Origin of the sequence: Duganella sp. (assembly GCF_039595735.1) — a bacterium.
Taxonomy (GTDB): Bacteria; Pseudomonadota; Gammaproteobacteria; order Burkholderiales; family Burkholderiaceae_D; genus Rugamonas.
The window spans coordinates 108735-132853 of record NZ_JBCNLB010000006.1; the positions used below are offsets into that span (position 1 = coordinate 108735).

The following is a 24119-nucleotide window of genomic DNA, read 5'->3' on the forward strand; positions in this document are numbered from 1 at the left end:
CATGCGCATTTCCGCCGTCATGCATCGTGTGGTTGCCATCACCGCTGCCGTAGCCTGTTCGCTCGCCGGGGCGGCGCCGATCGTTGCGGCGGACCCGCATGTCGCGCGCATGGGGCGTGCGGAGGTGGCGGCGGACGGCAGTGTGCGTTTCAGTTATCCGGGCGTGAGCTTCTACCTCGGCTTTGAGGGCACGCGCTTGAGCGCGACGGCACAGGCCAGTGGTGATCAGACCTATCTTGATGTGATCGTGGATGGCGTGGCGCGCAAGGTGCGGCTTGCTGCGGGCCGGCAAACGGTGGTGCTGGCGGATGGTCTCGCGACAGGCATACACGCGGTGGAAATCGTCAATCGCTCGGAGACCTGGCAAGGCAGCGCCGCGCTGCAGGCCTTCGAGACGGACGGCACGTGGCAGCCCGCGCCATCGCTGCCGGCGCGCAAGCTGCTCCTGCTGGGCGACTCGGTGACGTGCGGCGCTTCGATCGACCGCGTCGCTGGAGAGAAGTCCGGCGCCTCATGGGCCAATCCACGTGCCAGCTACGGCATGCTGATGGCCCGGCAACTGCACGCTCAGGTACAACTGGTCTGCTATGGCGGGCGCGGCCTGATCCGCACCTGGGAAGGCAAAACCAACGAATTCAATCTGATCGACTATTACGGCATGGCGCTGCCCACGCAGCCAGCCGCCGTGTCATGGGATCAGCAAGACTACCGGCCGGACGCCATTCTGGTCGCCATCGGCACCAACGATATGACGACCGGCATTCCGGAGCGGGAGCAGTACGTGGCGGCCTATGTAAAACTGGTTCGCACGCTGCTGCAAGATCACCCGCAAGCGCAAATCATGCTGACTGAAGGCGGCATCCTGCGTGATGAGAAGCAGGCCGCATTACGCGGCTATATCGCGGAGACTGTGCGGCGCGTGGCGGACAAGCGCGTGCATGCCATCGCGTCCACCGGCTATCCCGGCGATGCCGTTGATGGCCATCCGACCAAAGAGCAGAACGTCAGCATCGTCAACGACCTGCTGCCGCAAGTGCGCGCTGTCATGCACTGGTAAGCAGGTGCCCCAGCGCGGGGGCCAGCAAGACCATCAGCACGCCGCTGAAAATCATGGTCAGGCTGGCGACGGCGCCTTCCTGAGGGCCGATCGAGCGTGCCTTGCTCAAGCCGAAGCCATGTGCCGCCGCGCCATATGGAGCACCTCGCGCGATTCGCATGCGCAGCGGCAGGCGTGCCAACAGAACCTGTCCGAGCAGGATGCCAAACAAGCCAGTGATGATGACAAACACGCCGGTCAGCTGTGCCGAGCCGCCCAGGTGCCGCGTGGCCTCCAGCGCAAATGGCGTCGACACCGAGCGCGCCAGCAGGCTTTGTGCAACGCTGCCGTGCAGACCAAGCAGCCGGTCCAGCAGCAGCGTGCTGCCGAGCGACGCAGCAATGCCGGCCGTGCTGCCGAGCGTCAGCGCCAGCCAGTGGCGTGTCACCAGATCGCGGTATTGGTAGATCGGTAGCGCAAACGCCACCGTCGCCGGGCCGAGTAGCCAGCACAACCAGCGCGTGTCGCCAAAGTAGACAGGGAAGGGCGTGGCTGACAGCTGCACCAACGCGATCAGCACTGCCGATGTGGCGATGGCCGGCGTCAGCCACCAGCGCGGATGGCGGCGATGCAAGGCCTGGTTGGCGTAGAACAGCCCCAAAGTCAGCAGGAAGAACAGCAGCGGCGTCATGCTGCGGCTCCGACGGTATCAGCTGCGCCGAGCGGGCGGCGCAAGCGGCGCTCCTGACGCAACCGGCGCAGCGTGCGGCCACGCTCAAAGCGGCACACCCACTCGACGGTAAAGGCGGTCGCCAGCAGCACGCAAGTGAAGCCGATGCCGATGACAGCAAACAGGCGCAAGCCTTCCGTCTTCAGTAAACCGGTGAACTGCACCACCGACACCACCAGCGGGATAAAGAACAACAGCATATTCGACAACAGCCAGTCCGCGCCATGCTCGATGGCGGCCGGCCGCAGGACGCCGCTCTGCAGCAGCGCGACCATGACGATGAGGCCAACCACGCCGCCTGAGAAGGGTAATCTCAGCCACGCAGACGCCCGATCTGCCGCGTACCACGCCGCGATCAGCCCAAGCACCTGCATCAATGTAAAGACGATACGTTTCATGCTGCCATTCTAGGATAAGCTGATAGCAAAGATAAAATGAATTAAAATTATAAAAATCATTCGAAAATGGAATGCATCATGGACATCCGCGCACTACGTTATTTCGTCGCCGTGGTAGACCATCAAAGCTTCAGCCGCGCCGCGGAAGCGCTGCACGTCACCCAGCCCACGGTCAGCAAAATGATCCAGCAGCTGGAACAGGAGCTCGACCTCGCCCTGCTGGAACGCACCGGCAAGCGCTTCACCCTGACCGACGCTGGCCAGGTCGTGCTGCAACGCGGCCGCGCGCTGCTGGTCATGCACGAAGAAATGGGTGTCGAGCTGGCCGACCTGCAACAACTGCGGCGTGGCGATTTGCGTATTGGCGTCACCCAGCAGGCGCATGCGCCGCTGGCGCCACTGCTGGCTGCCTACCACCGCCGTCACCCGCAGATCGAGCTCAAACTGTTTGAAGGCGGCTCGCAGAACATCGAAACAGACCTGCGCAGCGGCGTGCTGGAAATGGGCACTTTGCTCGACCATCCGGCAAATAGGCACATCTGGCAGGACTTCGACTCCTTCCCGCTGGTGCGCTCGCCCATCTGCCTGCTGGCGCCCAAGGGCTCCGAATGGCATGGCCGCAAGCGCATCAGGTTGCGCGAACTGGCCGACAGCTCCTTCATTTTCTACGGCGAAGGGTTCGCATTAAACGACATCATCGCGGACGCCTGCCTGCGCGCCGGCTTCACGCCGCGTATCAGCAGCCGTAGTGGTCAATGGGATTTTGTGGCATCGCTGGTGCGGCTGGGCGTGGGCATCACGCTGCTGCCCAAAGTCTTCTGCGATACTCTGGAACAGGGGCAGTTCACCATCGCGAAGTTGGAAGAACCGGCCCTGGACTGGAAGCTCATGCTGGCCTGGCGGCGCGGCGGACACCTTTCATTCGCCGCGCGCGCCTGGCTGGAGCTGGTGAGAAGTAAAGCTTAGAAGTTGGCGCCGATGCGGAAGCCGTACATGCGCGGCTCCACATAGTAGGCACGCATAAAGCCGCCGAACGCCGAATCGGTGCTGGTCTTGGCATGTTCGTCCGTCAGGTTACGCACATACAGCTCCGCGTGCCATTTGTCTTCCGGGGCTTCCAGACGTATCGACGCATCCGCCATCGCATACGCCTTCTGGTAACGGCCGATGTGCGCGAAGTCCGAATTGAGCAGATCGAAGTAAGCCTTGTCGCGCCAGTTCACCTTCACGTAAGGCGTCAGCTTGTAGCCGTTCTCCAGCCCGAACTCCTGCGAGAAGTTGATATTGAACTGGTACTTCGGCGTATTCGGCAGGTGATTGCCTTCGATGTTGGCGAGGCGGCGGCCCAGCAGCGTCTTGTCAGGACCGTTGTACACCGCAGGGCAGGCCGGCAAACCGAGTTCAATCCGCACGTCGCACTGGTAGTCGTCGCTGTACGAATTGAAGTCATGTACACTGGTGTTGATGTAAGCGAAGCCGCCGCCGATACGCGCACCGCGCCATGGCTTGTAGTCCCACTCCAGCTCCAGCCCCGGAATGTTTACCTTGCCGACGTTGATGGTGCGCCAGGTTTCATACACATCGCACTTAGGCTGGTCGGCCGGGCAAGGCAGGCCGTTGTCCGGGATGATCTGATTGACGAAATAGGTGCCGGTCAGCTGCATGCCCTTGTACTTCATGAAGAAGGCCGTCGCCGAAAGGCTCAAGCGGTTCTCCAGGAACTTGCCCTTGAAGCCCAGCTCATAGTTGGTGACCGTCTCCGGATCGTAAGGCAGGAAAGTGACCACGCCCGGCTTGCCGTCCGCGCACTTGTGGTAGTTGCAACTGTCGGTCTTGTCGGCAAAGCCGCCGGCCTTGTACCCGGTGGAGATGGAACCATACACCATCTTGTTAGTGTCGATCTGCTTTTGCAGGCCGAGGCGCCAGGTCACCTTGTTCCAGGTCTGCTTGTGATCATTGGACGTTGGTGAACCATACAGGTGATAGGCCGCCACGCTGCCGCCCATGCCAGGCGCCAGATCGGTGCCGTCGTGGACGTGGAAGCCCGGTGTGCCTGGCGTCCCTTGCGAATACCAGCCATTGTAGTAAGCCGGATTGCCGATCCAGTTGGCGCCATACACTTCGCCGCCTTTGTCCTCTTTGCTGTCCACGCTGTAGCGCGCGCCGGCGGTGGCAGTCCACGTCGGCATGAACTGCCAGTCGGCCTGCGCGAAAGCAGCCTTCGCGTCCACCTGGCGGTTGGGCTGATGATACAACACGCTCCCCACGTCGCCGTACGGCTTCTGGATGGTGTTGGTGATTTCGTAGTCGATGTTGTTCCGTTCGTGCATCCAGAACAAGCCAGCCACATATTTCACATTACCCAGTTGCTGCTTCAGCTGCGCCTCGTGCACGGTCGACAGGTAGCGCGAATCCAGCGTGCGGTGGAAAGAATCGGTCAGCGGCCAGGTGCCCCAGTTGCCATCCGCAGTATTCGGATACGCGCCGTTGATCTGGAAAGGGGCGGCGTTCTGCAAGCCTTTATCATCATCAGTGATCTCGTTGCGGCGTTGGTCCGCGATCTGGAATGTGTAGTCGAAGTTGGTGTGGTCGTTGATATTCCAGTTCACACCAGTGCGCAGGGTGCGGATTTTCATGTCGATATGGCCCGGCACGTTGACGTTGATGTCCCACTTGCCCTGATCGGTGCAGGCGTAGCGCGTGCCTGCGCCGGCCTCGCAATCGCGGAAAGCGGCGCCGCCGGCGCTGGAATCCTGGAATTCTTCATACGATGCCTTGGCGGTGACATCGCGGTTGATCTTCAACAGGGCGCTCAGTCGCCCGGCCCATTCATTCTGATTGGTGTAGTACTCGCTCGGACCGATGTAGCGGTTGAACCGCTGGTCGACGTCCGGCTTGCCGTTCGGGACCCAGCCCAGTGCCGGCGCATTGGCTTCGCTGACGTCGCGCGTCTGGTGTGCGTAACCATCGCGTTTCACCTTCATGAAGGTGCCGCGCAGTGCCAGCGCGTCATTGACCACCAGGTTCTGCACCAGATTGATTTGCTTCTTGTTGTAGTTGCCGATGTCCAGATCGGCCTTGCCGTAATTGCCGGTCCAATCAGGCTTCGCTGGAATGACGTTGACGCTGCCGCCGGTGGAGTTACGGCCGAACAGTGTGCCTTGCGGACCGCGCAGCACTTCGACCTGTTCCAGGTCGAACATCAGCGCCTGCGCGCCTTGTGGGCGCGGCGAGTACATGCCGTCCACGTGGAAGCCCACGGCCGGGTCGCCAGTCTCGGTGAAGTTGGTCGAGGTGATGCCGCGGATGGTGATCTGCACCGCCGAATCGAGGCCGGTGTTTTCGATCACCACGTTGGGCATCTCGCCGCTCAGGTCACGCAGGCTGGTGGCGCCTTTGCGGGTCAGCTGGTCCTGGCTGAGCGCCGTCACGGCCAGCGGGGTTTTCAGCAGCGAGGTGGAATAGCGCGTGGCAGTTACTTTCACTTCCGGGATCTGATCCTGATTGGCGGCAGGTGCGGCATCGCTTTCCTGCGCGTGCGATGCCACGCTGATGAAGGCGCAAGCGCTGGCAACGGCGAGACTCATGAGAGTCCGTTTTGAGTGATACATGTGTCGTCTCCTTTTGGTTATTTTGCCAATTTAGTATTTCTCTTCGGCGCCAAAAGGGTCAAACGAATCCAGAAAACGGGCTTCAGTTTCTCTATTTTTACTAAACGGGCATCTTTACAACAGTGACATCAACCTTTTTGTTAAGTTTTGTAAGCGTACCTTGCGTAGTGTTACAGCGCCTCCGCCGAGCCTCGCCCACGGCGTTAGGAAATGTAATTGCCACGCGTGCCATGTTCAATAAAATCAATGGCTTATGTCCGAGTGCGGCGCGAACGCTGTTACGTAAAACGCAAGCTAACATGGTCCCATCGCTGTAATGAAAGGGACATCAATGCCACTCCGTCGCAAGGTCAGAACCGCTCTGCTGCTCGTCATGCTCTCCGCAACAAGCGCCCATGCCGGCATGCTGGTCATCGAAAGCTGGCGTGTGGACGACAAGACGTTGTGGGAGAAGGTACTGATCCCCGCGTTCGAAAAAAACCATCCCGGCATCGAGGTGAAATTTGCGCCCACCGCGCCCACCGAGTACGACTCCAGCCTGGCCGCACGGCTGACTGGCGGCACCGCCGGCGACTTGATCGCCTGCCGTCCGTTTGACGTGTCGCTGTCGCTGTACAAGAAAGGCCATCTTGAAAAACTGGATGGCAAGGCCGGCATGCAGAACTTCCCGGCCACCGCCACCGTGGCGTGGCAGACTGACGATGGCAAGGACACCTTCTGCATGCCGGTGGCCTCCGTAATTCACGGCTTTTTGTACAACAAGAAGATCTTCAAAAAGCACAACCTGCAGCCGCCAAAAACCGTGGATGAGTTCTTTGCGCTGCTGGAGGCGCTGAAAAAAGCCGGCGTCACGCCGCTGGCCCTGGGCACGGCCGATCAATGGGAATCGAGCCAAATGGTTTATACCAATATCGGTCCTAACTTCTGGCGTGGCGAGGAGGGGCGCAAGGCGCTTATCGCCGGCAAGGCCAGGCTGACCGACGCGCCGTTCGTGGAAGCCCTGCAGTTTGAGCAGCGCATGGGCGGCTACCTTGGCCGCGGCGCCAGCGCGCAGACTTATGGCGACAGCCAGAACCAGTTCGCGCTGGGCCGCGCTGCCATCTATCCAACCGGCTCCTGGGATATCTCGTATTTCAGCCAGACGCCAGGACTGGAACTGGGCGCGTTCGCGCCGCCGGTGCGCAAGGCGGGCGATGCCTGCTTCATATCGGATCACATGGACATCGGCATCGGCATCAACAGGAAATCGCGTAACAAGGAGGATGCTTTCAAGTTCCTGGCGTGGGTGGGATCGCAGGAATTTGCGGACATCTACACCAATCGCGTGACCGGCTTTTTCTCGCTGTCGCACCACCTGATTTCGGTGCGCGACCCGGTGGCCAAGCAGATGGCTGAATGGCGTAACAACTGCGCTTCCACCATCCGCTTCAATGCGCAGGTGCTGAATCGCGGGCAGCCCAGCATGGAGAGCGAACTTTGGAATGTTAACGCACAGGTTTTGAACGGCAAGCTGGCGCCGAAGGATGCGGCGCTCCGGCTGCAGAACGGTTTTGCCAAGTGGTACAAACCACAGCAAAAGTAGCGTCACACTGAATCCCTCCCATTGATTACGTGTGATCCAGTTGGCCGGCGCCGGGCGCGGCGCCGGTTTTTTTTGTCCGAATTCTGGAGGTGGTTTTGAAGCATGAAGTAAAGATCTGGCAGTTGCTGCTGTTCCTGACGCCGGCGGTGCTGGTCTACGGCGTATTCAGCGCGCTGCCGCTGGTGCAGACGCTGGGCCAAGGCTTCTTTGTCGCCGACGATAGCGGCCACGCGGCCTTCGCCGGCTTGCAGAACTTCCGCACGGTGCTGCTGGACCCCGACTGGTCGGCTGGTTTCTGGAATGCGATGATCAACAACGCCAGGTTCTTTTGCCTGCATATGCTGCTGCAAAATCCGGTCGGTCTGCTGCTGGCGACCTTGTTCAGCCTGAAGGGATTGCGTGGTGCACGCACTTACCGCACGCTGATCTTTTTGCCGACACTGCTGTCGGTGGTCATCATCGGTTTTATCTGGCAGCTGATCCTTTCGCCGCTGTGGGGCGTGGGCGAAAAGCTGATGGGGTTTGCCGGTCTGGCGGATTTCTTCGCGCCGTGGCTGGGCGAGGAGGAGAGTGCACTCACCGCCATCTCCATGGTCTCGGTATGGCAGTACATCGGCATGCCGATGATGCTGATCTATGCCGCGCTGCTGGCGGTGCCGGATGAAATCGTGGAGGCGGCACACGTGGAGGGCGCCAGTGCCATGCGCATTTTCTGGCAAATCAAACTGCCGCTGATTTATCCAACGCTGGGCCTCGTCACCATCCTCACTTTCGTCGCCAACTTCAACGCGTTTGATCTGATCTATTCCATCAAGGGCGCGCTGGCGGGGCCGAATTATTCGACTGACATCCTCGGCACCCTGTTCTACCGGACGTTCTTTGGTTATCAGGCGCAGGTGGGAAATGCTTATCTTGGTTCGGCGGTTGCCACGCTGATGTTCCTGGTGATACTGGCCGGTGTGGGCGTCTACTTTGTTGGCGTGCAACGCCGCCTGACGAGGTTCGCATTATGAAGAACCGCTTGATGGTACACGGCGCCCTGATGGCGTACACCGTGCTGGCGCTGTTCCCGATTGCGCTGATCCTGATTAACTCGATCAAGACGCGCGAAGCGATCTTCGACGATCCGCTGGCGCTGCCGACCATGGAATCGCTGACCTTTGTCGGCTTTCAGAAGGTGCTGGCCAGCACCAACTTCCTGCTTTACTTCGGCAATAGCCTGATCGTGACGCTGCTGGCGCTGTTCTTCATCCTGCTGTTCGGCGCCATGGCCGCGTGGGCGCTGTCGGAGTACCGTTTCATGGGCAATCGTCTGCTGGCGCTGTTCCTCGCGTTCGGCATCATGATTCCGATCCGGCTTGGCACGGTGTCGATCCTTGAGCTGATGGTCAGGCTGGAGCTGGTGAACACGCTGACGGCGCTGGTGCTGGTGTACACCGCGCAAGGCTTGCCGCTGGCGGTGATGATTCTCTCTGAATTCATGCGTCAGGTGCCGTCCGAACTGAAGGATGCGGCGCGCTGCGACGGCGTCGGAGAGATCAGCATCTTTTTCAAAGTGATTCTGCCGCTGATACGGCCGGCGATGGCGACGGTGGCGGTGTTCACCATGATCCCGGCGTGGAACGACCTGTGGTTCCCGCTGATTCTGGCGCCATCGGATCGCACCAGAACTGTCACGCTGGGTGTGCAGCAGTTTATCGGGCAGTACGTCACAGACTGGAATTCGGTGTTGGCGGCACTGTCGCTGGCGGTGATTCCAATGCTGATTCTCTACGCGCTGTTCTCGCGCCAACTGATACGCGGCCTCACGGCCGGCGCTGTGAAATAAGGAGAAGCCTGTAATGGCAAGTGTAAGTCTGAAAGAGCTGCGCAAATCGTATGACGGCAAGACCGATGTGTTGGCCGGCATCGACCTGGAGATCGCGCATGGCGAATTTGTGGTGCTGGTCGGGCCTTCCGGCTGCGGCAAGTCGACCTTGCTGCGCATGCTGTGCGGCCTCGAAAGCATCACCAGCGGCACCATGCAGATCGGCGAGCGCACGGTCAACCACCTGCCGCCGGCGGAGCGCGGCATCGCCATGGTGTTCCAGAGCTATGCGCTGTATCCGCACATGACGGTGTATCAGAACATGGCGTTCGGCCTCAAGGTCGCCGGCAAGGACAAGGCGGCGATCAAGGCGCAGATCACGCGGGCGGCCGCTACCCTGAAGATCGATCATTTGCTGGAGCGCCTGCCGCGCGAACTGTCCGGCGGACAGCGGCAGCGTGTGGCGATTGGCCGCGCCATTGTGCGCGAGCCGCAGCTGTTCCTGTTCGACGAGCCGCTGTCCAACCTCGATGCGGCACTGCGCGTGCAGACGCGCCTGGAAATCGCCAAACTGCACCGCCAGCTGGACGCCACCATCGTCTACGTTACGCACGATCAGGTGGAGGCGATGACGCTGGGCGACAAGATCGTCGTCATGCACGAGGGACATATCCAGCAGGCCGGTTCGCCGCTGGATTTGTACCAGCAGCCGCGCAACCTGTTCGTGGCCGGATTTATCGGTTCGCCCAGGATGAATTTCATGGCGGGCGAGGTGCTGCAGGCGCACGCCAATGGCGTCACCGCGCTGCTCAATAGCGGTGAGACTGTGCGCGCGGCGGTCGATGGCAGCGGCTTGCGCGTCGGAGAAAAAATCACGCTGGGCCTGCGGGCGGAGCACATCAGCGAATCGCGCAGCGGTTCGGAAGTTTTCACCGGCGAGGTCAGTGTGGTCGAACACCTGGGCGAGGCCAATTACATCTACGCCAGCCGCGCGGGCAGGGAAGACGTAGTAATACGCGGGGATGGCGAACGCCATGTCGCACCGGGACAGTCCATTACCTTCTCGGCCGACAGTACTGCCTTCCACGTGTTTGACGAGAAGGGCGAGGCGCGGCGGCGCCTACGCCCCGGAAACATGGTGTCTGCACCGCGCGGCATGATGCGCAGCGCTTGATATCACAGGAGTTCTTTACTTTTCAAAAAACAGGGAGAATTGAATGAACAAGCCGGTACTGAAGAAAAAAATACTACCTCACCTGATCGCGCTGTCGATCAGCGGCGGCCTGGCCGCGTACAGCCACGCGGCTGAACCTGTGGCGGCGGAGGCGCAAGCGCAAGCCGGCGACGCCGTACCGGCTGCGGAAGCCAACACCGTCGAGGTGCGCGGCATCCGCGAGCGCCTCAAGCGCAATCTGGCGGAGAAGCGCGATGCAGGCAATGTGATTGACACCGTGACGGCCGAAGAAGTGGGCAAGTTCCCGGACAAGAACGTGGCCGATTCGCTGCAGCGCGTGCCGGGCATCTCGGTGGACCGCACCTGGGGCGAGGGCCGCGATATTTTCGTGCGCGGCACCGACAAGAACCTCAACCTCACGCAGCTCAACGGCCAGGCTGTCGCTTCCGGCTACTGGTGGAAGAACGACTCGCAAAGCCGTGGCTTCAACTACGACATCCTGGCGTCGGAACTGGTGGGCAGCATCGACGTGTACAAAAGTCCATCGGCCGATCTGGATGAAGGCTCGATCGGTGGTCTGGTCAACGTCAAGACCCGCAAGCCTTTCCAGCTGAAGTCCTTGGTGGTGCAGGCGTCGGTGGAAGCCACCTACAGCGAACTGCCGAGGAAAACCGACCCGCAGTTCTCCGGCCTTCTGAGCTGGACCAATGAACAGAAAACCTTCGGCGCACTGCTGGCCGTCAGCAAACAGAAACGCACCATGCGCCGCGATGGCCTGGAAAACTTCACCGATTCGACCAAATACAACATCGTTGACCAGAACGGCGCGGTGACGCCGGGCGCATACGCCTCGTGGGGCGGCGGCTCGGCCATCTTCCGTCAGGATCGCGAACGCACCACCGGCAACCTGACCTTGCAGGCGCGCCCGAACGCCAACACCGACATCGCGCTGAACTACATGAATTCCGATATGGACATGGACAACAGCAACCAGAACTACCTGTGGGAAGCAGGCGGTCTGGCGGATGCCAAAGGCAATATCCAGGTCACCAATCCGAAGTTCATCACCACCTCGGACGGCACCAAGGCGCTGGTGGGCGGCACGGTCGGCCCGACCGGCGGCGTGTCGTTTGAACCGATCTTCCGCCAGTCCTATGTGAAGTCGGAAGTGCTGGATCTGGAAGGCACCTATGACGCCGACACCTGGAAGTTCCATGGCCAGGCCGGTACCACCAAGGGTTCGGGTGGCAGCAGCCATGACCGCAATTTCTGGTTTGTCGGGAATACCCGCACCACCTTCAACATCTCGCCGGACACCTATGAGGTGAAGTACCTCGATATGAGTCCGCTGGATCCGACCAAACTCACTCTGCAAAGCGCGCGTGACTGGATCCGCCGCATGGAGACCAAGGAGAACTACGCGCAGGGCGATCTGACGCTGGACCTGAACGGCGACTTCTTCAAATCGATCAAGGTCGGCGCCAAGTTCCGCGACACCACGGTGCAGAACCGCCGCATCATCGGCACCGCGGGCCCGGGCAGCCCAGGCTGGATTTCGTACTCGCTGGCGGATCTGTCGACTGGTCCTTCGCCGCTGCTTAGCCAGGAAGCCGCCACCGCCGGCTCGCTGACGCAATACGCATGGGTGGACGACGGGCTGGCATACTCCAAAGGCTTCCCGATGTACGACAAGGCCATGACGTATGCCGAAGCCAAGGGCGAGTACTACAAGATCAAGGAAAAGATCTACGCCACCTACCTGCGCGCGGACTTTGCGGTGGGCCAGTGGCGCGGCGACTTCGGCGCGCGCGTGGTGAAAACCGACCAGACCTCCGAGGCTTACCAGGACCTGACCGGCAAGGGTAATTATGTGCTGGGCGATGTGAAGCGCAGCTACACCGACGTGCTGCCCAACCTGAACGCGGTCTACAACGTCAGCAAGGATCTGCTGATACGCGGCGCCATTTCGCGCGTCATGGCGCGAAACACCTACAGTGATCTGAGCGCCAGCACCGAGGTCAGTGGTACGACCAACGCCGCCACCGCCGGCAACCCGCTGCTCAAGCCATTCCACGCCAATCAGGGCGAGATCGGCGCCGAGTGGTATTACGCCGATGCGTCGCTGCTGTCGGCCACGCTGTTCGCCAAAAAACTGGACACCTTCATCTACACCCAGACTGCGACCGAAAACGTGGCCGGTGTGACGCGTTCCGTCACCCGGCCGTACAACGCCAACAATGGCGCTACCGTCAACGGCCTGGAGATCCAGTGGCAGCAGGCCTTCAGCAGCGGCTTCGGCGCCATCGTCAACTACACCTTCACCGATGCCAAGACCGGCGCCAATGCGGCCGGCCGCAAGCTGAATGTGATCGGCAATTCGCGCAACCAGGCCAACATCACCGGTTTCTGGGAGAAGAATGGCTACAGCGCGCGCTTGTCGTACAACTACCGCTCCAAGTCCTACGGCGCGCTGGATGAAGGCGGCCAGGATGTGACCAGCGCCTACGGCCAATGGGACGCTTCGGCCAGCTGGGACGTGACGCCGAAAATCTCGCTGTACCTGACGGCGGTGAACATCGGGAATGAAGTCATCCGAACCAATACCACCGACGGTTTGCCGGTCGGCGTGTATGAAAACGGCGCGCGCTACAGCCTCGGTTTGAAAGCCAAGTTCTGACAGTGCTTTCGTTTTGACGCAAGCCCGATTGCCTGTTTGGCATCGGGCTTTTTTACTATTACAATCGTGTCACTATTTCCATTTCAGGATGTTGAGTGATCCGCCTACGTGTTCGTTCCATCTGCGGCCTGCTGGCCGCGTGCCTGCTGGCGCAATCGGCGCAGGCCGCGGCGACTCTGCAGGTGCTGCACTGGTGGACGTCGCCATCGGAACGCAAGGCCGCCAATGCGCTGGCGGCGCGCGCGGCCGACGAGGGCATCGAATGGAAGGACGCCGCCATCCCGGGCGGTGCGGGCCTGGGCGCCGGCAAGGTGCTGAAGAGCCGCGTGCTGGCCGGGGATGCGCCGGAGGTGTCGCAAATGATCGGCGTATCGATTGCCGAGTGGGCGGATCTGGGGCTGCTGCTGGAGATCGACAACGTTGCCAGCGCCGCCAATTGGAACAACGCTTTGTTCCCGACCATACAAACACTGATTACGCACCGCAGGCATGTGGTGGCGGCGCCGGTGGGCATCCACCGCGTCAATACGTTGTTTTACAACCGTGCCTTGTTTGCACAGCTACGCATCGCGCCGCCGCAAAGCTGGGCCGACTTCGAAGCGGCGGCGCACAAGCTGAAGGCGGCCGGCGTGGCGCCATTGGCGCTTAGCAGCGAGGCCTGGCAAGTGGCGACGCTGTTTGAGAACCTGGTGCTGGCCGAGAGCGGGCCGGAGTTCTATCGCCAGCTGTTCGTCAAGCGCGATCCGGCCGCGGCGGCGGACAAGCGCACCGCCGAGGCCTTGCAGCGCCTGCGCATCATCAAAGGCTGGAGCAATGGCCAGATCGACGAACGCTCCTGGCCGGAGGTGGCGCGCCAGTTCGCGCGGCGTGAAGCGGCCATGATGATCATGGGCGACTGGGTCAAGCCCGAGTTGCGCGATCTGGGCATGACGCTGGATGAGGACTTTGCCTGCGGCGCGGCGCCCGGCACCGCCAGGTATCACCTGTACAGCGTGGACAGCTTTACCATGTTCGCCGGCGATTATCGCCACATGGCAGCGCAGGAAAAGATGGCGCGCCTGCTGGTGTCGCCGGCGGTACAGGTGGAATACAACGGATACAAGGGCTCGGTGCCGGTGCGGCGCGACGCCGACCCTGCGCGCATGGATAGCTGCGCGCGTGCTTCATGGTCCGCGTTCGCGCAAGGCGCGTCGGTGCAGGCGCCCAGCCTGGTGCATCGCATGGCGACCGATGAGGCCAGCCGCGACGCCATCATCGCCGAGATACATCGTTATTTTCTGGACGACCGGACGGCACCGGCCGAGGCGCAGCGCCGCCTGGGCGTGTTGTTCCGGCTGTTTAACCTGAGAAGCCAAGGAGCATTCGGTGCGCAAGATACTGATCGTAGACGATGACCAAAAGACCCGCGTCCTGCTCAAGACTTATCTGGAGAAGAATCAGTACGACGTGGTGCTGTCGCATGACGGCGAGAGCTTCCTGGCTGAGCTGCACACGCATGCCGATCAGCTGTCGATGGTGATACTGGACGTGATGCTGCCCGATACCGACGGCTTCGCGCTGTGCAAGCAGGTGCGCCAGCGTTCCAATGTGCCGATCATCATGCTGACCGCCAGCTCGGACGAGACGGACCGCATCGTTGGCCTGGAGCTGGGCGCGGATGATTACATCGCCAAGCCCTACAGCCCGCGCGAACTGCTGGCCCGCATCAAGGCGATCTTGCGGCGTACAGCGGTGGAGACGCCTGCGGTACGCTATTACCGCTTCGTTGGTTTCACGCTGGACCTGAAAGAGCGCAAGGTGGTGGACAGCGCTGGCGCGCCACTGGCGTTGACCGGCCTGGATTTCCAGCTGCTGAAGTATTTTGTCGAGCATCCGGGCGTGATCCTCGATCGCAGTGTGCTGTGCGAGGAGACGCGCGGGCGTGATGCGGGGCCGCTCGATCGTTCGCTGGATGTGCAGATCAGCCGCTTGCGCTTGCGCCTCAACGATGACGGCAAGCAGCCGGCCCTGATCAAGACCGTGCGCGGCGCGGGTTATGTGTTTTCGGCCGAAGTGAGCGTGTCGCATGCTTAAGCGCCTGTGGCCTGCGTCGCTGCTGGGCCGCCTCACGCTGGTGATGGTGGCTGGCGTGCTGGTGACGCAGCTGGCTGCCAATGCCATCTGGTCGGCGCAGCTGCGTTCCAAGGCGCAGGTGGAGGCGCAATCGGCGGCGCAGTATGTGGCGCACAGCGCCTCGGCCGCAATCCGTTTTTACCGCAGCCTGCCGCTCAGCTATCGCGTGCTGGTGATCCAGCAGATGCGCGAGATGGGCGGCACGCGCTTCTTCGTCAATCTGAATCACGCCTATGTGCCGGTCAAGGAGATTGCGCCGCATCCGCTGGCGCATAGCGTGAAGCAGACGCTGGCTGCCGCATTGAAAAACGATCTGCCGCATCTGCCGGCTGCGCGGCTGGCGTTTGCCTGGCCGGATCAACTGGCGGTGTCGGAGGCGGTGCGTCTGAGCGATCTGCCGGATGCGTGGGTACAGCATATCCTGTTGGTCAAGCCGGAGCCGGCGCCGGTACTGGTGATTCAGACCGAGCTTGAACCGGGCAACTGGCTGTACATGGCGGCGCTGATGCCGAATCCATATTTCCTGAGCGGGAACGACCCGTGGGCGTGGGACCGGCTTGCACTGCAAGGTCTTTCGCTGGCGGCGGTGCTGCTGCTTTGCCTGCTGGTGGTGCGCTCGATTACACGCCCGCTGGCGGCGTTGGCGGATGCGGCGGGCGCGTTCGGACAGGGCGAGCACGCGCCGCCGTTGCCGGAGACAGGCAGCCGGGAGTTCATCAAGACGGCGCGCGCGTTCAGCGCGATGCGGGAGCGTATCCAGCGTTATATCGAGGACCGCGAGCGCTTGTTCATCTCGATATCGCACGATTTGCGTACGCCGATCACGCGGCTCAAGCTGCGTTCGGAGTTGCTGGACGACGAGGCGCTGCGCAATGAGTTTGAGGAGGATCTGGACGAGTTGGATATGATGGTGAAGGGCGCTTTGCAGTGTGTGAAGGATAGCGACATTCACGAGAATCCGGCGGAGATCAGGCTGGATGCGCTGCTCGGCCGCCTGGTGCGCAGTGCGCGGCTGGCGGGGCATGAAGTGGGTTATCAGGAATCGGGATTGTCGGTGCGCGGCAAGCCGCTGGCGTTGAAGCGGGCGATCGGCAATCTGCTGGACAATGCGCTGTACTATGGCAAGCGCGCGGAGATCAGCACGCGGTCGGAGCGTGGTGCGGTGGCGATTGCGGTGCGCGATCATGGGCCGGGCGTGCCCGAAGATGCGCTGGCCAGTTTGTTCGATCCGTATGTGCGGCTGGAGCATGGCCGCGAGCAGAATGATACTGGCATGGGGCTGGGCCTCGGCATCGCACGCGGGGTGATCGAGGCGCATGGCGGTCAACTGATATTGGAGAATCACCCGGAGGGCGGCCTGAATGCCACCATCCGGTTGCCAGCATGAGAGAGACGATGAAAATAAAAAGCAAACTATCCGTGGCGGCATTGGCGCTTGCGTGCGCTGCGTCAGCCCAGGCGGCAAACGAAGCCGCGACCGATGCGCAGCACGCCGTCGCAACGCCTGCGGCGCGGGCTCCGGTCAAGATGCGCTGGGAGATATTGCGCAATGAGCTGACCGCGCACGGCTGGCGCACCAAGGCGCGCCTGAGCGTGACGCCGCTGCGTGGCCAATCGCTGCCGGCCCAGGGCTGGTCGCTGTACTTCAATTGCATGGATGGCCTGGTCGCCGGTCCGCTGCCTGGCAATCTGGTACTGGAGCAGGTGGTCGGCGGCAGCTTGTTCCGTGTCCGCCCGGCGGCCGGCTTCAAAGACCTGCCTGCCGGCCGCACGCTGAACATCGATTATGACTACCCGAACCTGGTCATCAAGATGGCGCGCGCACCGGTTGGCCCGTATCTGGTATTCGACGCCGCGCCGGAAGTGGCTTATGCCGTCAACGACTTCCAGCAGCAGCTGCCGACACGCCCTGAGCAGCTTCAGCGCCCGCAAGGCCAGCACGCGCTGGTGACCACGCAAGACGTCTATCGCCGCAATGCCCGTGCCGATGTGCTGCCGGCCAGCGCACTGCCGCCGGTGTTCCCGACACCGCTGCAGCTGAAGGCCGGCGCCGGCCGCGTGCAGCTGGCGCGCGCGCCGCAGGTCATTTCCGGCCCGGGCCTGCAGTACGAAACTGCCTTTGCCCGTGCGCTGTTTGCGCGCTATCTGCCGCATGGCGACAGCAGCCACGCGCCGCTGCCGCTGCGCTTGCGCATCGGCGCCATCGACGGGCAATCGTCGCCGGAAGCGTATGAGCTGAGCGTCAACGGCGACGATGGCATCAACATTACCGGCAACAGTGCGGCCGGCGTGGCGCGCGGCCTGCAATCGCTGCATGACCTGTTGCCGCTGCCATCCGCTGCCGCGCAGATCGAACTGCCGGAGCTGGACGTGATCGACGCGCCGCGCTTCGCCTATCGCGGCTTTCAGCTGGACGTGGCGCGCAATTTCCAGCCCAAGGAGGTGGTGTTCAAGACGCTCGACCTGATGGCAGCCTACAAACTGAACAAGCTGCACTTCCACATCACCGACGATGAGGGCTGGCGGCTGGAGATCGCCGGCCTTCCGGAACTGACCAGCATCGGTGCGGTGCGCGGCCACAGTACCAGGGAGGGCGTGCGCTTGCCGCCCACCTACGGCTCCGGTCCGCGCGCGGACGATCCACATGGCAGCGGTTACTACACGCGCGCTGATTACATCGAGATCTTGCGCTACGCCGCGGCGCGCCACATCGAGGTGATTCCCGAAATCGAAATGCCAGGCCACGCGCGCGCCGCCGTCAAAGCGATGGAAGCGCGCTACCACCGCATGAAGGCGGCCGGCGAGCAGGGTGCCGATCGATATCTGCTCAACGATCTCGACGACCGCTCGGTATATCGTTCGCCGCAGGAATACACCGACCACGTGATCAATCCCGGCCTGGAATCCAGCTACGCCTTCATCGAGCAGGTGGTGGCGGAAGTGGCGGCGCTGCACCGCGAAGCCGGTATGCCGCTCAAGACCATGCACATGGGCGGCGACGAGCTGCCGCACGGCGCATGGGAAAAATCGCCGGTCAGCCGCGCGCTGATGCAAAAGGAAAAACTGGCCGGCACCGCCGATCTGTGGGACTACTTCTATAACCGTGTCGACGGCATCCTGCGCAAGCACGGCATGTTTGCTTCCGGCTGGGAGGAGCTGGGCGCGCGCCGCTCCACGCAGGAGGGCGCGCAGCAGCTGCCGAATCCACGCTTTACGCAGCGCGGCTTTAGTCTCTACGTATGGAATAACACGCCGGGCAATGAGGATTTTGCCTACCGCCTGGCGAATGCCGGCTATGACATCGTGCTGGCGCCGGTCACCAATCTGTATCTCGACATGGCGGCCAATCCGAATCCGGAGGAGCCGGGCGTGAACTGGGGCGCCTACGTGGAGCTGGAGACGGTGTTTGACTTCCAGCCGATCGGCGCCGCCCTGACCGAGGCTGGCCGCCGGCGCATCCGCGGCATCGAGGCCACGCTGTTCTCGGAAACCATCCGCGACGCCAGCCGGCTGGATTACCTGATGATGCCGCGCCTGCTGGCGGTGGCCGAGCGGGCCTGGGCGCCGGATCCGGCGCTGTCGGCCGCCTCGCACCGGGCCGCCTGGTCGAGCTTCGTCAACACGCTGGGCCAGCGCGTGCTGCCGCGCCTCGACCTGGAGCGCGGCGATGTGCGCTATCGCATCGCGCCGCCAGGCATGGTGGTGGAGGGCGGCAAGGTGCTGGTCAACCATGTCCTGCCCGGCCTGACCCTGCGTTACACCACCGATGGCAGCGCGCCCACCGTCCGCAGCAAGCCGGTGACCGGGCCGATCGCCGCCAGGGGCGTGATCCAGGCCGCCGCCTTTGACCGCACCGGCCGCAGCGGGCTGGTGGCGCGCATCGTCAACCACTAGGCCGTTTTTGCCGTCCACTCCCCGTTTTTTGCAGTTCGTCGCAATCCGCGGGAGGCGGGCGGCGGGCCGGGAGTATGATTGTTTGACTAATATCCGAGGATTTTCCCCATGAATAAGCTTCTCCAGTTTGGCCTGCTGTTTGCCGCGTTTTGTGCCCTGTTTGGCCGCGCGGACGCCGCCGATGACACCGAAACCCGCTCGATTCCGATCGACGCGCGCGTGGTGCGCGTCAAACTGGACGGCGTGATCGACCTGAAACTGCGACAGGGCGACGTGCCCTCGCTGCGCCTGATCGGCGAACGGCGCTACCTGGAAAAACTGACCGCGTCGCAAAGCGGCGACACCCTGCATCTGGAAACCGAAGGGCGCGGCGTGAAAGTAGGGCGTTCCACCACCCGCGCCGAGCTGGTGCTGCCGAGCCTGCGCCAGGTGGTGTCGGAAGGCGTGGGCCAGACCGAGATCAACGGCTTCAGCGGGGAGGAACTGGAACTGACCATGGACGGCGCCGGCAGCATGAAGGTGGTGTGTGACTACAAGGCGATCAAGGCCAACCTGGGTGGCGTCGGCAGCATGAACCTGTGGGTGAGCGAGAACGAGCATGTGGATCTGGACTTGCGTGGCGCCGGCTACATCACGCTGGGCGGGCGCGGCAAGCTGCTCAAGGCCAATCTGGGCGGCGTCGGCGGCTTGAATGCGCAGCAGTTCCAGGCCGAATCGGTCAATGTCGAGTTGAGCGGACTGGGCAACGCCACCGTCACCGCCAAGACCAACGCCACCCTGAATCTGAGTGGACTGGGATCAGTCATTGTGTATGGCAAGCCTTTGAATCGTAACGTCAGTGTTGATGGTTTGGGCAAAGTCAGCTGGAAATAATTATGAAAAAAATCATACTAGCGATCGTCATCGCTGTGGGCTTGCAACAAGCCGCGATGGCCGGATTCGCCGAGGGCGCAACCGCGTACAACAATAAAAACTACGCGGTGGCATTGAAAGAGATACGACCGCTGGCCCAGGCCGGCAACGCCGACGCCCAGCATCTGCTGGGGCTGATGTATTACATGGGCCGTGGCGTGCCGCAGGATTACAAGCAGGCGCTGGAATGGCACCGCAAGGCGGCACAGAAGGGCAAGGCCGACGCGCAGTACGTGGTGGGCGCGATGTATTACACCGGCAACGCGGTGATCCAGGACCACAAGCAGGCGGTGGCCTGGTTCCGCCGCGCCGCCGAGCAGGGCCATCCGGATGCGCAACAGGTGCTGGGCCTGATGTATCGCTATCACATCGGCGGCATGCCGCAGGATAACGTGATTGCCTATATGTTATGGAATCTGGCGGCCGCCGGCGGTTCGGTCAATGCGGCCGAGCAGCGTTCGGCCGTCATCAAGACCATGACCCAGGAGCAGATCGAGGAAGGGCAGGCGCTGTCGGCCTCCTGGAAACCGAACACGCCGCTGCCGCAGAAATCGCGTACGGGCGGCGGCTGACGGCCGGAAGTCGTACAATCGCCCTTTACTTACAGAGGGCGAATGATGCGCGCGATTGAAATCACCCACCCCGGCCCGGCCGATGTCCTGAAACCCTGTGAACGGCCGATGCCGGTGGTCAAAGCCGGCGAAGTGTTGATTAAAGTGCATGCCGCCGGCGTCAACCGCCCGGACGTGTTCCAGCGCCTGGGCCATTACGCCCCGCCGCCCGGCGCGTCCGACATCCCCGGCCTGGAAGTGGCCGGCGAAATTGTCGACGGCGACCTCGATTACACCACCCTCGATATTGGCGATCACGTCTGTGCTTTGGTGCAAGGCGGGGGGTATGCCGAGTATGTTGTTGCGCCCGTGCAGCAGATTTTACCGGTCCCAAAAGGCTGGTCCATGCTGGAAGCGGCCACAATTCCGGAAAATTACTTCACAGTCTGGAGCAACGTGTTTGACCGCGCCAAATTGCTTGGCGGTGAGACATTATTAGTGCAGGGCGGCAGCTCCGGCATCGGCGTCACGGCGATACAGCTGGCCTCGGCCATGGGCCATCGCGTGTTTGCCACCGCCGGCTCGGACGACAAGGTGGCGGCCTGCGTGGCGCTCGGCGCAGAACGCGGCATCAACTATAAAACCGAGGATTTCGCCACCGTGGTCAAGTCGCTCACCAACGACCGCGGCGTCGACGTGATACTCGACATGGTGGCCGGAGACTACCTGCCACGCGAGGTTTCCTGCCTTGCCGACGATGGCCGCATCGCCATCATCGCCACCTTGGGCGGCGCCAAATCGACGCTGGACATGGGCCAGGTGCTGCGCCGCCGCCTGACCGTGACCGGCTCCACCTTGCGTCCGCGCTCGGCCGAATTCAAGGGCGCGATCGCCCGTCAATTGAAAGAGCGGGTGTGGCCGATGATGGCCGAACGCAAACTCAAGCCGGTGATCCACACGGTTTTCCCGCTGGAGCAGGCCGCCGCCGCGCATGCGCTCATGGAGAGCAGCAGCCATGTCGGAAAAATCATGTTGCAGGTGATTTGATAGCGATTTCATTGTAAAATGCGTAGTAAATTTACGGTTTTAGCTAGCCGGGGATTTCCTTTGCCTGTTTGACCGGCGCTTTTTGCGCACGGTAAAATGGCGAGTTGATTAATTTTTAGGCTGGCTATGCGTCGCAAACTCGTCATCGGTAACTGGAAAATGAACGGCAACCGCGCCGGTAACTCGGCTCTGTTGTCCGGCATCGTTGCCGGCTTGAACGATTTCGGGGCGGACTGCGCGGTGTGCGTACCCGCGCCCTACCTGGCGCAGTGTCAGGCGGAACTGACCGGCACGCCGGTGGCGTGGGGCGGCCAGGATGTCTCGGTGCACGCCTGCGGGGCGTATACTGGCGAAGTGTCGGCCGCCATGCTGGCGGACTTCGGTTCGACCTACGTGTTGTGCGGTCATTCCGAGCGCCGCGCGTATCATGGCGAGAGCAGTGCGCTGGTGGCGCAGAAGGCCGTGGCGGCGCTGGGCTTGGGCCTGACCGCGGTGGTGTGTGTCGGCGAAACGCTGGAGCAGCGCGAGGCGGGGCAGACGGAAGAGGTGATCTGCGCCCAGCTGCAAGCGGTGCTGGACGTGATCGAGCCGGCGCAGATCAGCAAGCTGGTGCTGGCATATGAGCCGGTCTGGGCCATTGGCACCGGCAAGACCGCAACGCCGCAGATTGCCCAGGATGCGCACCGCTTCCTGCGCGACTGTGTGGCAAAAAAAGACGCGGCAGCGGCGCAAGCCGTGCAGATTCTGTACGGCGGCAGCATGAAGCCGGAGAATGCAAAGGAATTGATGGCGCAGCCGGATATCGACGGCGGCCTGATTGGCGGTGCGGCATTAAAGGCGAGTGATTTCCTCGGGATTATTCAGGCCGTTTAAAGCACTGATTTAAGCAGTAGAAACAAAACGATACAAAACTTTTATTTTGGAATGGAATAACATGGGCAGCTTGTTCAATCTGGTTATCGTAGTGCAGGTGGTATCGGCAATCGCCATTATTGGCCTGGTATTGCTGCAGCATGGCAAGGGCGCCGACATGGGCGCGGCCTTTGGTTCCGGCGCTTCCGGCAGCCTGTTCGGCGCCACCGGCTCTTCGAACTTCATGTCCAAGTCGACCGGCGTGGCGGCGGCGATCTTCTTCAGCGCCACCCTGGCGCTGTCGTACATCACCACCCACCAGACCAACAATGTCAGCGGCGGCGTGATGGATAAAGCCCTGCCGGCCGCACCTGCCGCGCCGGCCGCAGCGCCTGCCGCCGCCCCGGCCGCGCCAGCCGCGCCGGCTGCTTCGACCCCGGCGCCTGCAAACTCGATCCCGAAGTAATATAATCCTGTAGTAAATTCGTCGTTGTTGATATTTTTTTAAGTTGTTTGCTCATTGTTTTGGCAGTATCTTGGCGGTGGCAAAAATAGTTAAAGATTTATCGTGTTTCTTCTTGTTTTGACGCAATACGGGATTAACAACCGCGTGAAAACGAAGTAAAATAACGGCCTTATGCCGACGTGGTGAAATTGGTAGACACGCTATCTTGAGGGGGTAGTGGCGCAAGCTGTACGAGTTCGAGTCTCGTCGTCGGCACCAGAATATAGGCCAGCAAGGGTGGTACCAAGCTGGCTTTTTTACGAGGATGTGTCGTTCGATCCTGGTCTTCAGCAATACGATTGGGGCGAACGTTAAGCGCACCGCAAAACACCGCGATGTGTCCTTTCAACTGACCGTTCAACATAAGCTCATCAATCGTGAACCTCGAAAATTATCTCCCCGTTCTCTTGTTCATCCTCGTCGGTCTCGGCGTAGGTATTGCCCCGCAGGTGCTGGGCCACATCCTGGGGCCGAAAAAGCCTGACGCAGCAAAACTGTCCCCGTATGAATGCGGCTTCGAGGCCTTCGAAGACGCGCGCATGAAATTCGACGTGCGTTACTACCTCGTCGCAATTCTCTTTATTTTGTTCGATCTGGAAACGGCATTCTTCTTCCCTTGGGGCGTATCCATGCGCGAACTGGGCTGGCAGGGTTTCGTGACGATGATGGTGTTCATCGCTGAATTCGTGGTCGGTTTTTGGTATATCTGGAAGAAAGGTGCCCTTGATTGGGAATAAGCCATGGCTATTGAAGGCGTATTAAACGAAGGTTTCATCACCACCTCGGCCGACAAGCTGATCAACTGGGCGCGCACGGGTTCGATGTTCCCGATGACGTTCGGTCTGGCCTGCTGCGCGGTTGAAATGATGCACGTGGGCGCGGCCCGTTACGACATGGACCGCTTCGGCGTGGTGTTCCGTCCATCGCCGCGTCAATCCGACGTGATGATCGTGGCCGGCACGCTGTGCAACAAGATGGCCCCGGCGCTGCGCAAGGTCTACGACCAGATGCCGGAGCCGCGCTGGGTCATCTCGATGGGTTCCTGCGCCAACGGCGGCGGCTACTATCACTACTCCTACTCCGTGGTTCGCGGCTGCGACCGCATCGTGCCGGTCGACGTGTACGTGCCAGGCTGTCCTCCAACTGCTGAAGCCCTGTTGTACGGCATCATGCAGCTGCAGAACAAGATCAAGCGCACCAACACCATCGCACGCTAACGGGGGCGCTACAA

At 61.7% G+C, this 24119-nt stretch carries 21 protein-coding genes and 1 tRNA gene; 19 read left to right on the forward strand and 3 right to left on the reverse strand.

The window, feature by feature from the left end; genetic code table 11:
- Nucleotide 1 precedes the first annotated feature (1 nt).
- Complete coding sequence (gene axe2C / locus ABDW57_RS13530; protein WP_343730712.1) at nt 2–1057, forward strand: bifunctional acetylxylan esterase/glucomannan deacetylase AxeC2; 1056 nt, start codon at nt 2–4, stop codon at nt 1055–1057.
- Here axe2C and ABDW57_RS13535 read toward each other — a convergent pair.
- Together ABDW57_RS13535 and ABDW57_RS13540 are read right to left on the reverse strand one after the other, a co-directional pair.
- A complete protein-coding gene (locus tag ABDW57_RS13535) occupies nt 1044–1727 on the reverse strand; it encodes an LrgB family protein (RefSeq protein ID WP_343730713.1) in 684 nt (227 codons plus the stop codon). The two genes, axe2C and ABDW57_RS13535, sit on opposite strands and share 14 nt — an antisense overlap.
- Nucleotides 1724–2164 (reverse strand): CidA/LrgA family protein, encoded by a 441-nt coding sequence (locus tag ABDW57_RS13540; protein ID WP_343730714.1) that lies wholly within the window; start codon nt 2162–2164, stop codon nt 1724–1726. Before ABDW57_RS13540 ends, ABDW57_RS13535 begins: the two co-directional genes overlap by 4 nt.
- 78 nt (nt 2165–2242) lie before the next feature.
- On the opposite strand from ABDW57_RS13540, the gene ABDW57_RS13545 reads away from it, so the two are divergent.
- Nucleotides 2243–3130 carry a LysR substrate-binding domain-containing protein gene (locus ABDW57_RS13545; protein WP_343730715.1) on the forward strand — a complete coding sequence of 296 codons (888 nt, stop codon included), beginning with the start codon at nt 2243–2245 and terminating at the stop codon, nt 3128–3130.
- Here ABDW57_RS13545 and ABDW57_RS13550 read toward each other — a convergent pair.
- The gene (locus tag ABDW57_RS13550; RefSeq protein ID WP_343730716.1) at nt 3127–5751 is read right to left on the reverse strand and encodes a TonB-dependent receptor; all 2625 of its coding nucleotides are present in this window, start codon (nt 5749–5751) and stop codon (nt 3127–3129) included. The two genes, ABDW57_RS13545 and ABDW57_RS13550, sit on opposite strands and share 4 nt — an antisense overlap.
- Before the next feature lie 355 nt (nt 5752–6106).
- Here ABDW57_RS13550 and ABDW57_RS13555 point away from each other — a divergent pair, with 355 nt between their 5' ends.
- From ABDW57_RS13555 to ABDW57_RS13635, 17 genes are all read left to right on the forward strand, one after another.
- Nucleotides 6107–7357 (forward strand): ABC transporter substrate-binding protein, encoded by a 1251-nt coding sequence (locus ABDW57_RS13555; RefSeq protein ID WP_343730717.1) that lies wholly within the window; start codon nt 6107–6109, stop codon nt 7355–7357.
- A gap of 95 nt (nt 7358–7452) precedes the next feature.
- Nucleotides 7453–8370: a sugar ABC transporter permease gene (locus ABDW57_RS13560; protein ID WP_343730718.1), complete on the forward strand. Its 918-nt coding sequence runs from the start codon at nt 7453–7455 to the stop codon at nt 8368–8370.
- A complete protein-coding gene (locus ABDW57_RS13565) occupies nt 8367–9185 on the forward strand; it encodes a carbohydrate ABC transporter permease (protein ID WP_343730719.1) in 819 nt (272 codons plus the stop codon). The genes ABDW57_RS13560 and ABDW57_RS13565 overlap by 4 nt, the downstream gene beginning before the upstream one ends.
- Before the next feature lie 13 nt (nt 9186–9198).
- Nucleotides 9199–10338, forward strand: a complete 1140-nt coding sequence (gene ugpC, locus ABDW57_RS13570) for a sn-glycerol-3-phosphate ABC transporter ATP-binding protein UgpC (protein ID WP_343730720.1) — start codon at nt 9199–9201, stop codon at nt 10336–10338.
- A 43-nt stretch (nt 10339–10381) separates the two neighbouring features.
- Entirely contained in the window at nt 10382–13015 is a 2634-nt protein-coding gene (locus tag ABDW57_RS13575) for a TonB-dependent receptor (protein WP_343730721.1), read from the forward strand.
- Between the two features lie 95 nt (nt 13016–13110).
- Complete coding sequence (locus tag ABDW57_RS13580; protein ID WP_343730722.1) at nt 13111–14409, forward strand: ABC transporter substrate-binding protein; 1299 nt, start codon at nt 13111–13113, stop codon at nt 14407–14409.
- On the forward strand, nt 14381–15088 hold the full coding sequence (locus ABDW57_RS13585; protein ID WP_343730723.1) for a response regulator transcription factor: 708 nt from the start codon (nt 14381–14383) through the stop codon (nt 15086–15088). The genes ABDW57_RS13580 and ABDW57_RS13585 overlap by 29 nt, the downstream gene beginning before the upstream one ends.
- On the forward strand, nt 15081–16514 hold the full coding sequence (locus ABDW57_RS13590) for an ATP-binding protein (protein WP_343730724.1): 1434 nt from the start codon (nt 15081–15083) through the stop codon (nt 16512–16514). The genes ABDW57_RS13585 and ABDW57_RS13590 overlap by 8 nt, the downstream gene beginning before the upstream one ends.
- 8 nt (nt 16515–16522) lie before the next feature.
- Nucleotides 16523–19021 (forward strand): family 20 glycosylhydrolase, encoded by a 2499-nt coding sequence (locus tag ABDW57_RS13595; protein WP_343730725.1) that lies wholly within the window; start codon nt 16523–16525, stop codon nt 19019–19021.
- Between the two features lie 108 nt (nt 19022–19129).
- On the forward strand, nt 19130–19894 hold the full coding sequence (locus ABDW57_RS13600; RefSeq protein ID WP_343730726.1) for a DUF2807 domain-containing protein: 765 nt from the start codon (nt 19130–19132) through the stop codon (nt 19892–19894).
- Between the two features lie 2 nt (nt 19895–19896).
- The gene (locus ABDW57_RS13605) at nt 19897–20505 is read left to right on the forward strand and encodes a tetratricopeptide repeat protein (protein ID WP_343730727.1); all 609 of its coding nucleotides are present in this window, start codon (nt 19897–19899) and stop codon (nt 20503–20505) included.
- A gap of 45 nt (nt 20506–20550) precedes the next feature.
- Nucleotides 20551–21531 carry an NAD(P)H-quinone oxidoreductase gene (locus ABDW57_RS13610; protein ID WP_343730870.1) on the forward strand — a complete coding sequence of 327 codons (981 nt, stop codon included), beginning with the start codon at nt 20551–20553 and terminating at the stop codon, nt 21529–21531.
- Between the two features lie 126 nt (nt 21532–21657).
- Nucleotides 21658–22404, forward strand: a complete 747-nt coding sequence (gene tpiA / locus ABDW57_RS13615; RefSeq protein WP_343730728.1) for a triose-phosphate isomerase — start codon at nt 21658–21660, stop codon at nt 22402–22404.
- A gap of 61 nt (nt 22405–22465) precedes the next feature.
- On the forward strand, nt 22466–22849 hold the full coding sequence (gene secG / locus ABDW57_RS13620) for a preprotein translocase subunit SecG (protein WP_343730729.1): 384 nt from the start codon (nt 22466–22468) through the stop codon (nt 22847–22849).
- A gap of 173 nt (nt 22850–23022) precedes the next feature.
- A tRNA-Leu gene (locus tag ABDW57_RS13625) sits at nt 23023–23107 on the forward strand.
- Between the two features lie 158 nt (nt 23108–23265).
- On the forward strand, nt 23266–23625 hold the full coding sequence (locus ABDW57_RS13630; RefSeq protein WP_072780614.1) for an NADH-quinone oxidoreductase subunit A: 360 nt from the start codon (nt 23266–23268) through the stop codon (nt 23623–23625).
- A gap of 3 nt (nt 23626–23628) precedes the next feature.
- On the forward strand, nt 23629–24105 hold the full coding sequence (locus tag ABDW57_RS13635; RefSeq protein ID WP_008450353.1) for an NADH-quinone oxidoreductase subunit B: 477 nt from the start codon (nt 23629–23631) through the stop codon (nt 24103–24105).
- The last annotated feature ends 14 nt before the right edge of the window (nt 24106–24119 follow it).

Bases quoted from the DNA above. Each gene is read 5' to 3' on its own strand.
- ABDW57_RS13535 (WP_343730713.1), bottom strand. From the start codon at position 1,727: ATGACGCCGCTGCTGTTCTTCCTGCTGACTTTGGGGCTGTTCTACGCC.
- ABDW57_RS13565 (WP_343730719.1), top strand. From the start codon at position 8,367: ATGAAGAACCGCTTGATGGTACACGGCGCCCTGATGGCGTACACCGTG.
- ABDW57_RS13545 (WP_343730715.1), top strand. From the start codon at position 2,243: ATGGACATCCGCGCACTACGTTATTTCGTCGCCGTGGTAGACCATCAA.
- ABDW57_RS13635 (WP_008450353.1), top strand. From the start codon at position 23,629: ATGGCTATTGAAGGCGTATTAAACGAAGGTTTCATCACCACCTCGGCC.
- secG (WP_343730729.1), top strand. From the start codon at position 22,466: ATGGGCAGCTTGTTCAATCTGGTTATCGTAGTGCAGGTGGTATCGGCA.
- ABDW57_RS13605 (WP_343730727.1), top strand. From the start codon at position 19,897: ATGAAAAAAATCATACTAGCGATCGTCATCGCTGTGGGCTTGCAACAA.
- ABDW57_RS13575 (WP_343730721.1), top strand. From the start codon at position 10,382: ATGAACAAGCCGGTACTGAAGAAAAAAATACTACCTCACCTGATCGCG.
- ABDW57_RS13550 (WP_343730716.1), bottom strand. From the start codon at position 5,751: ATGAGTCTCGCCGTTGCCAGCGCTTGCGCCTTCATCAGCGTGGCATCG.
- ABDW57_RS13610 (WP_343730870.1), top strand. From the start codon at position 20,551: ATGCGCGCGATTGAAATCACCCACCCCGGCCCGGCCGATGTCCTGAAA.
- axe2C (WP_343730712.1), top strand. From the start codon at position 2: ATGCGCATTTCCGCCGTCATGCATCGTGTGGTTGCCATCACCGCTGCC.
- ABDW57_RS13540 (WP_343730714.1), bottom strand. From the start codon at position 2,164: ATGAAACGTATCGTCTTTACATTGATGCAGGTGCTTGGGCTGATCGCG.
- ABDW57_RS13555 (WP_343730717.1), top strand. From the start codon at position 6,107: ATGCCACTCCGTCGCAAGGTCAGAACCGCTCTGCTGCTCGTCATGCTC.
- ugpC (WP_343730720.1), top strand. From the start codon at position 9,199: ATGGCAAGTGTAAGTCTGAAAGAGCTGCGCAAATCGTATGACGGCAAG.
- ABDW57_RS13595 (WP_343730725.1), top strand. From the start codon at position 16,523: ATGAAAATAAAAAGCAAACTATCCGTGGCGGCATTGGCGCTTGCGTGC.
- tpiA (WP_343730728.1), top strand. From the start codon at position 21,658: ATGCGTCGCAAACTCGTCATCGGTAACTGGAAAATGAACGGCAACCGC.
- ABDW57_RS13590 (WP_343730724.1), top strand. From the start codon at position 15,081: ATGCTTAAGCGCCTGTGGCCTGCGTCGCTGCTGGGCCGCCTCACGCTG.
- ABDW57_RS13600 (WP_343730726.1), top strand. From the start codon at position 19,130: ATGAATAAGCTTCTCCAGTTTGGCCTGCTGTTTGCCGCGTTTTGTGCC.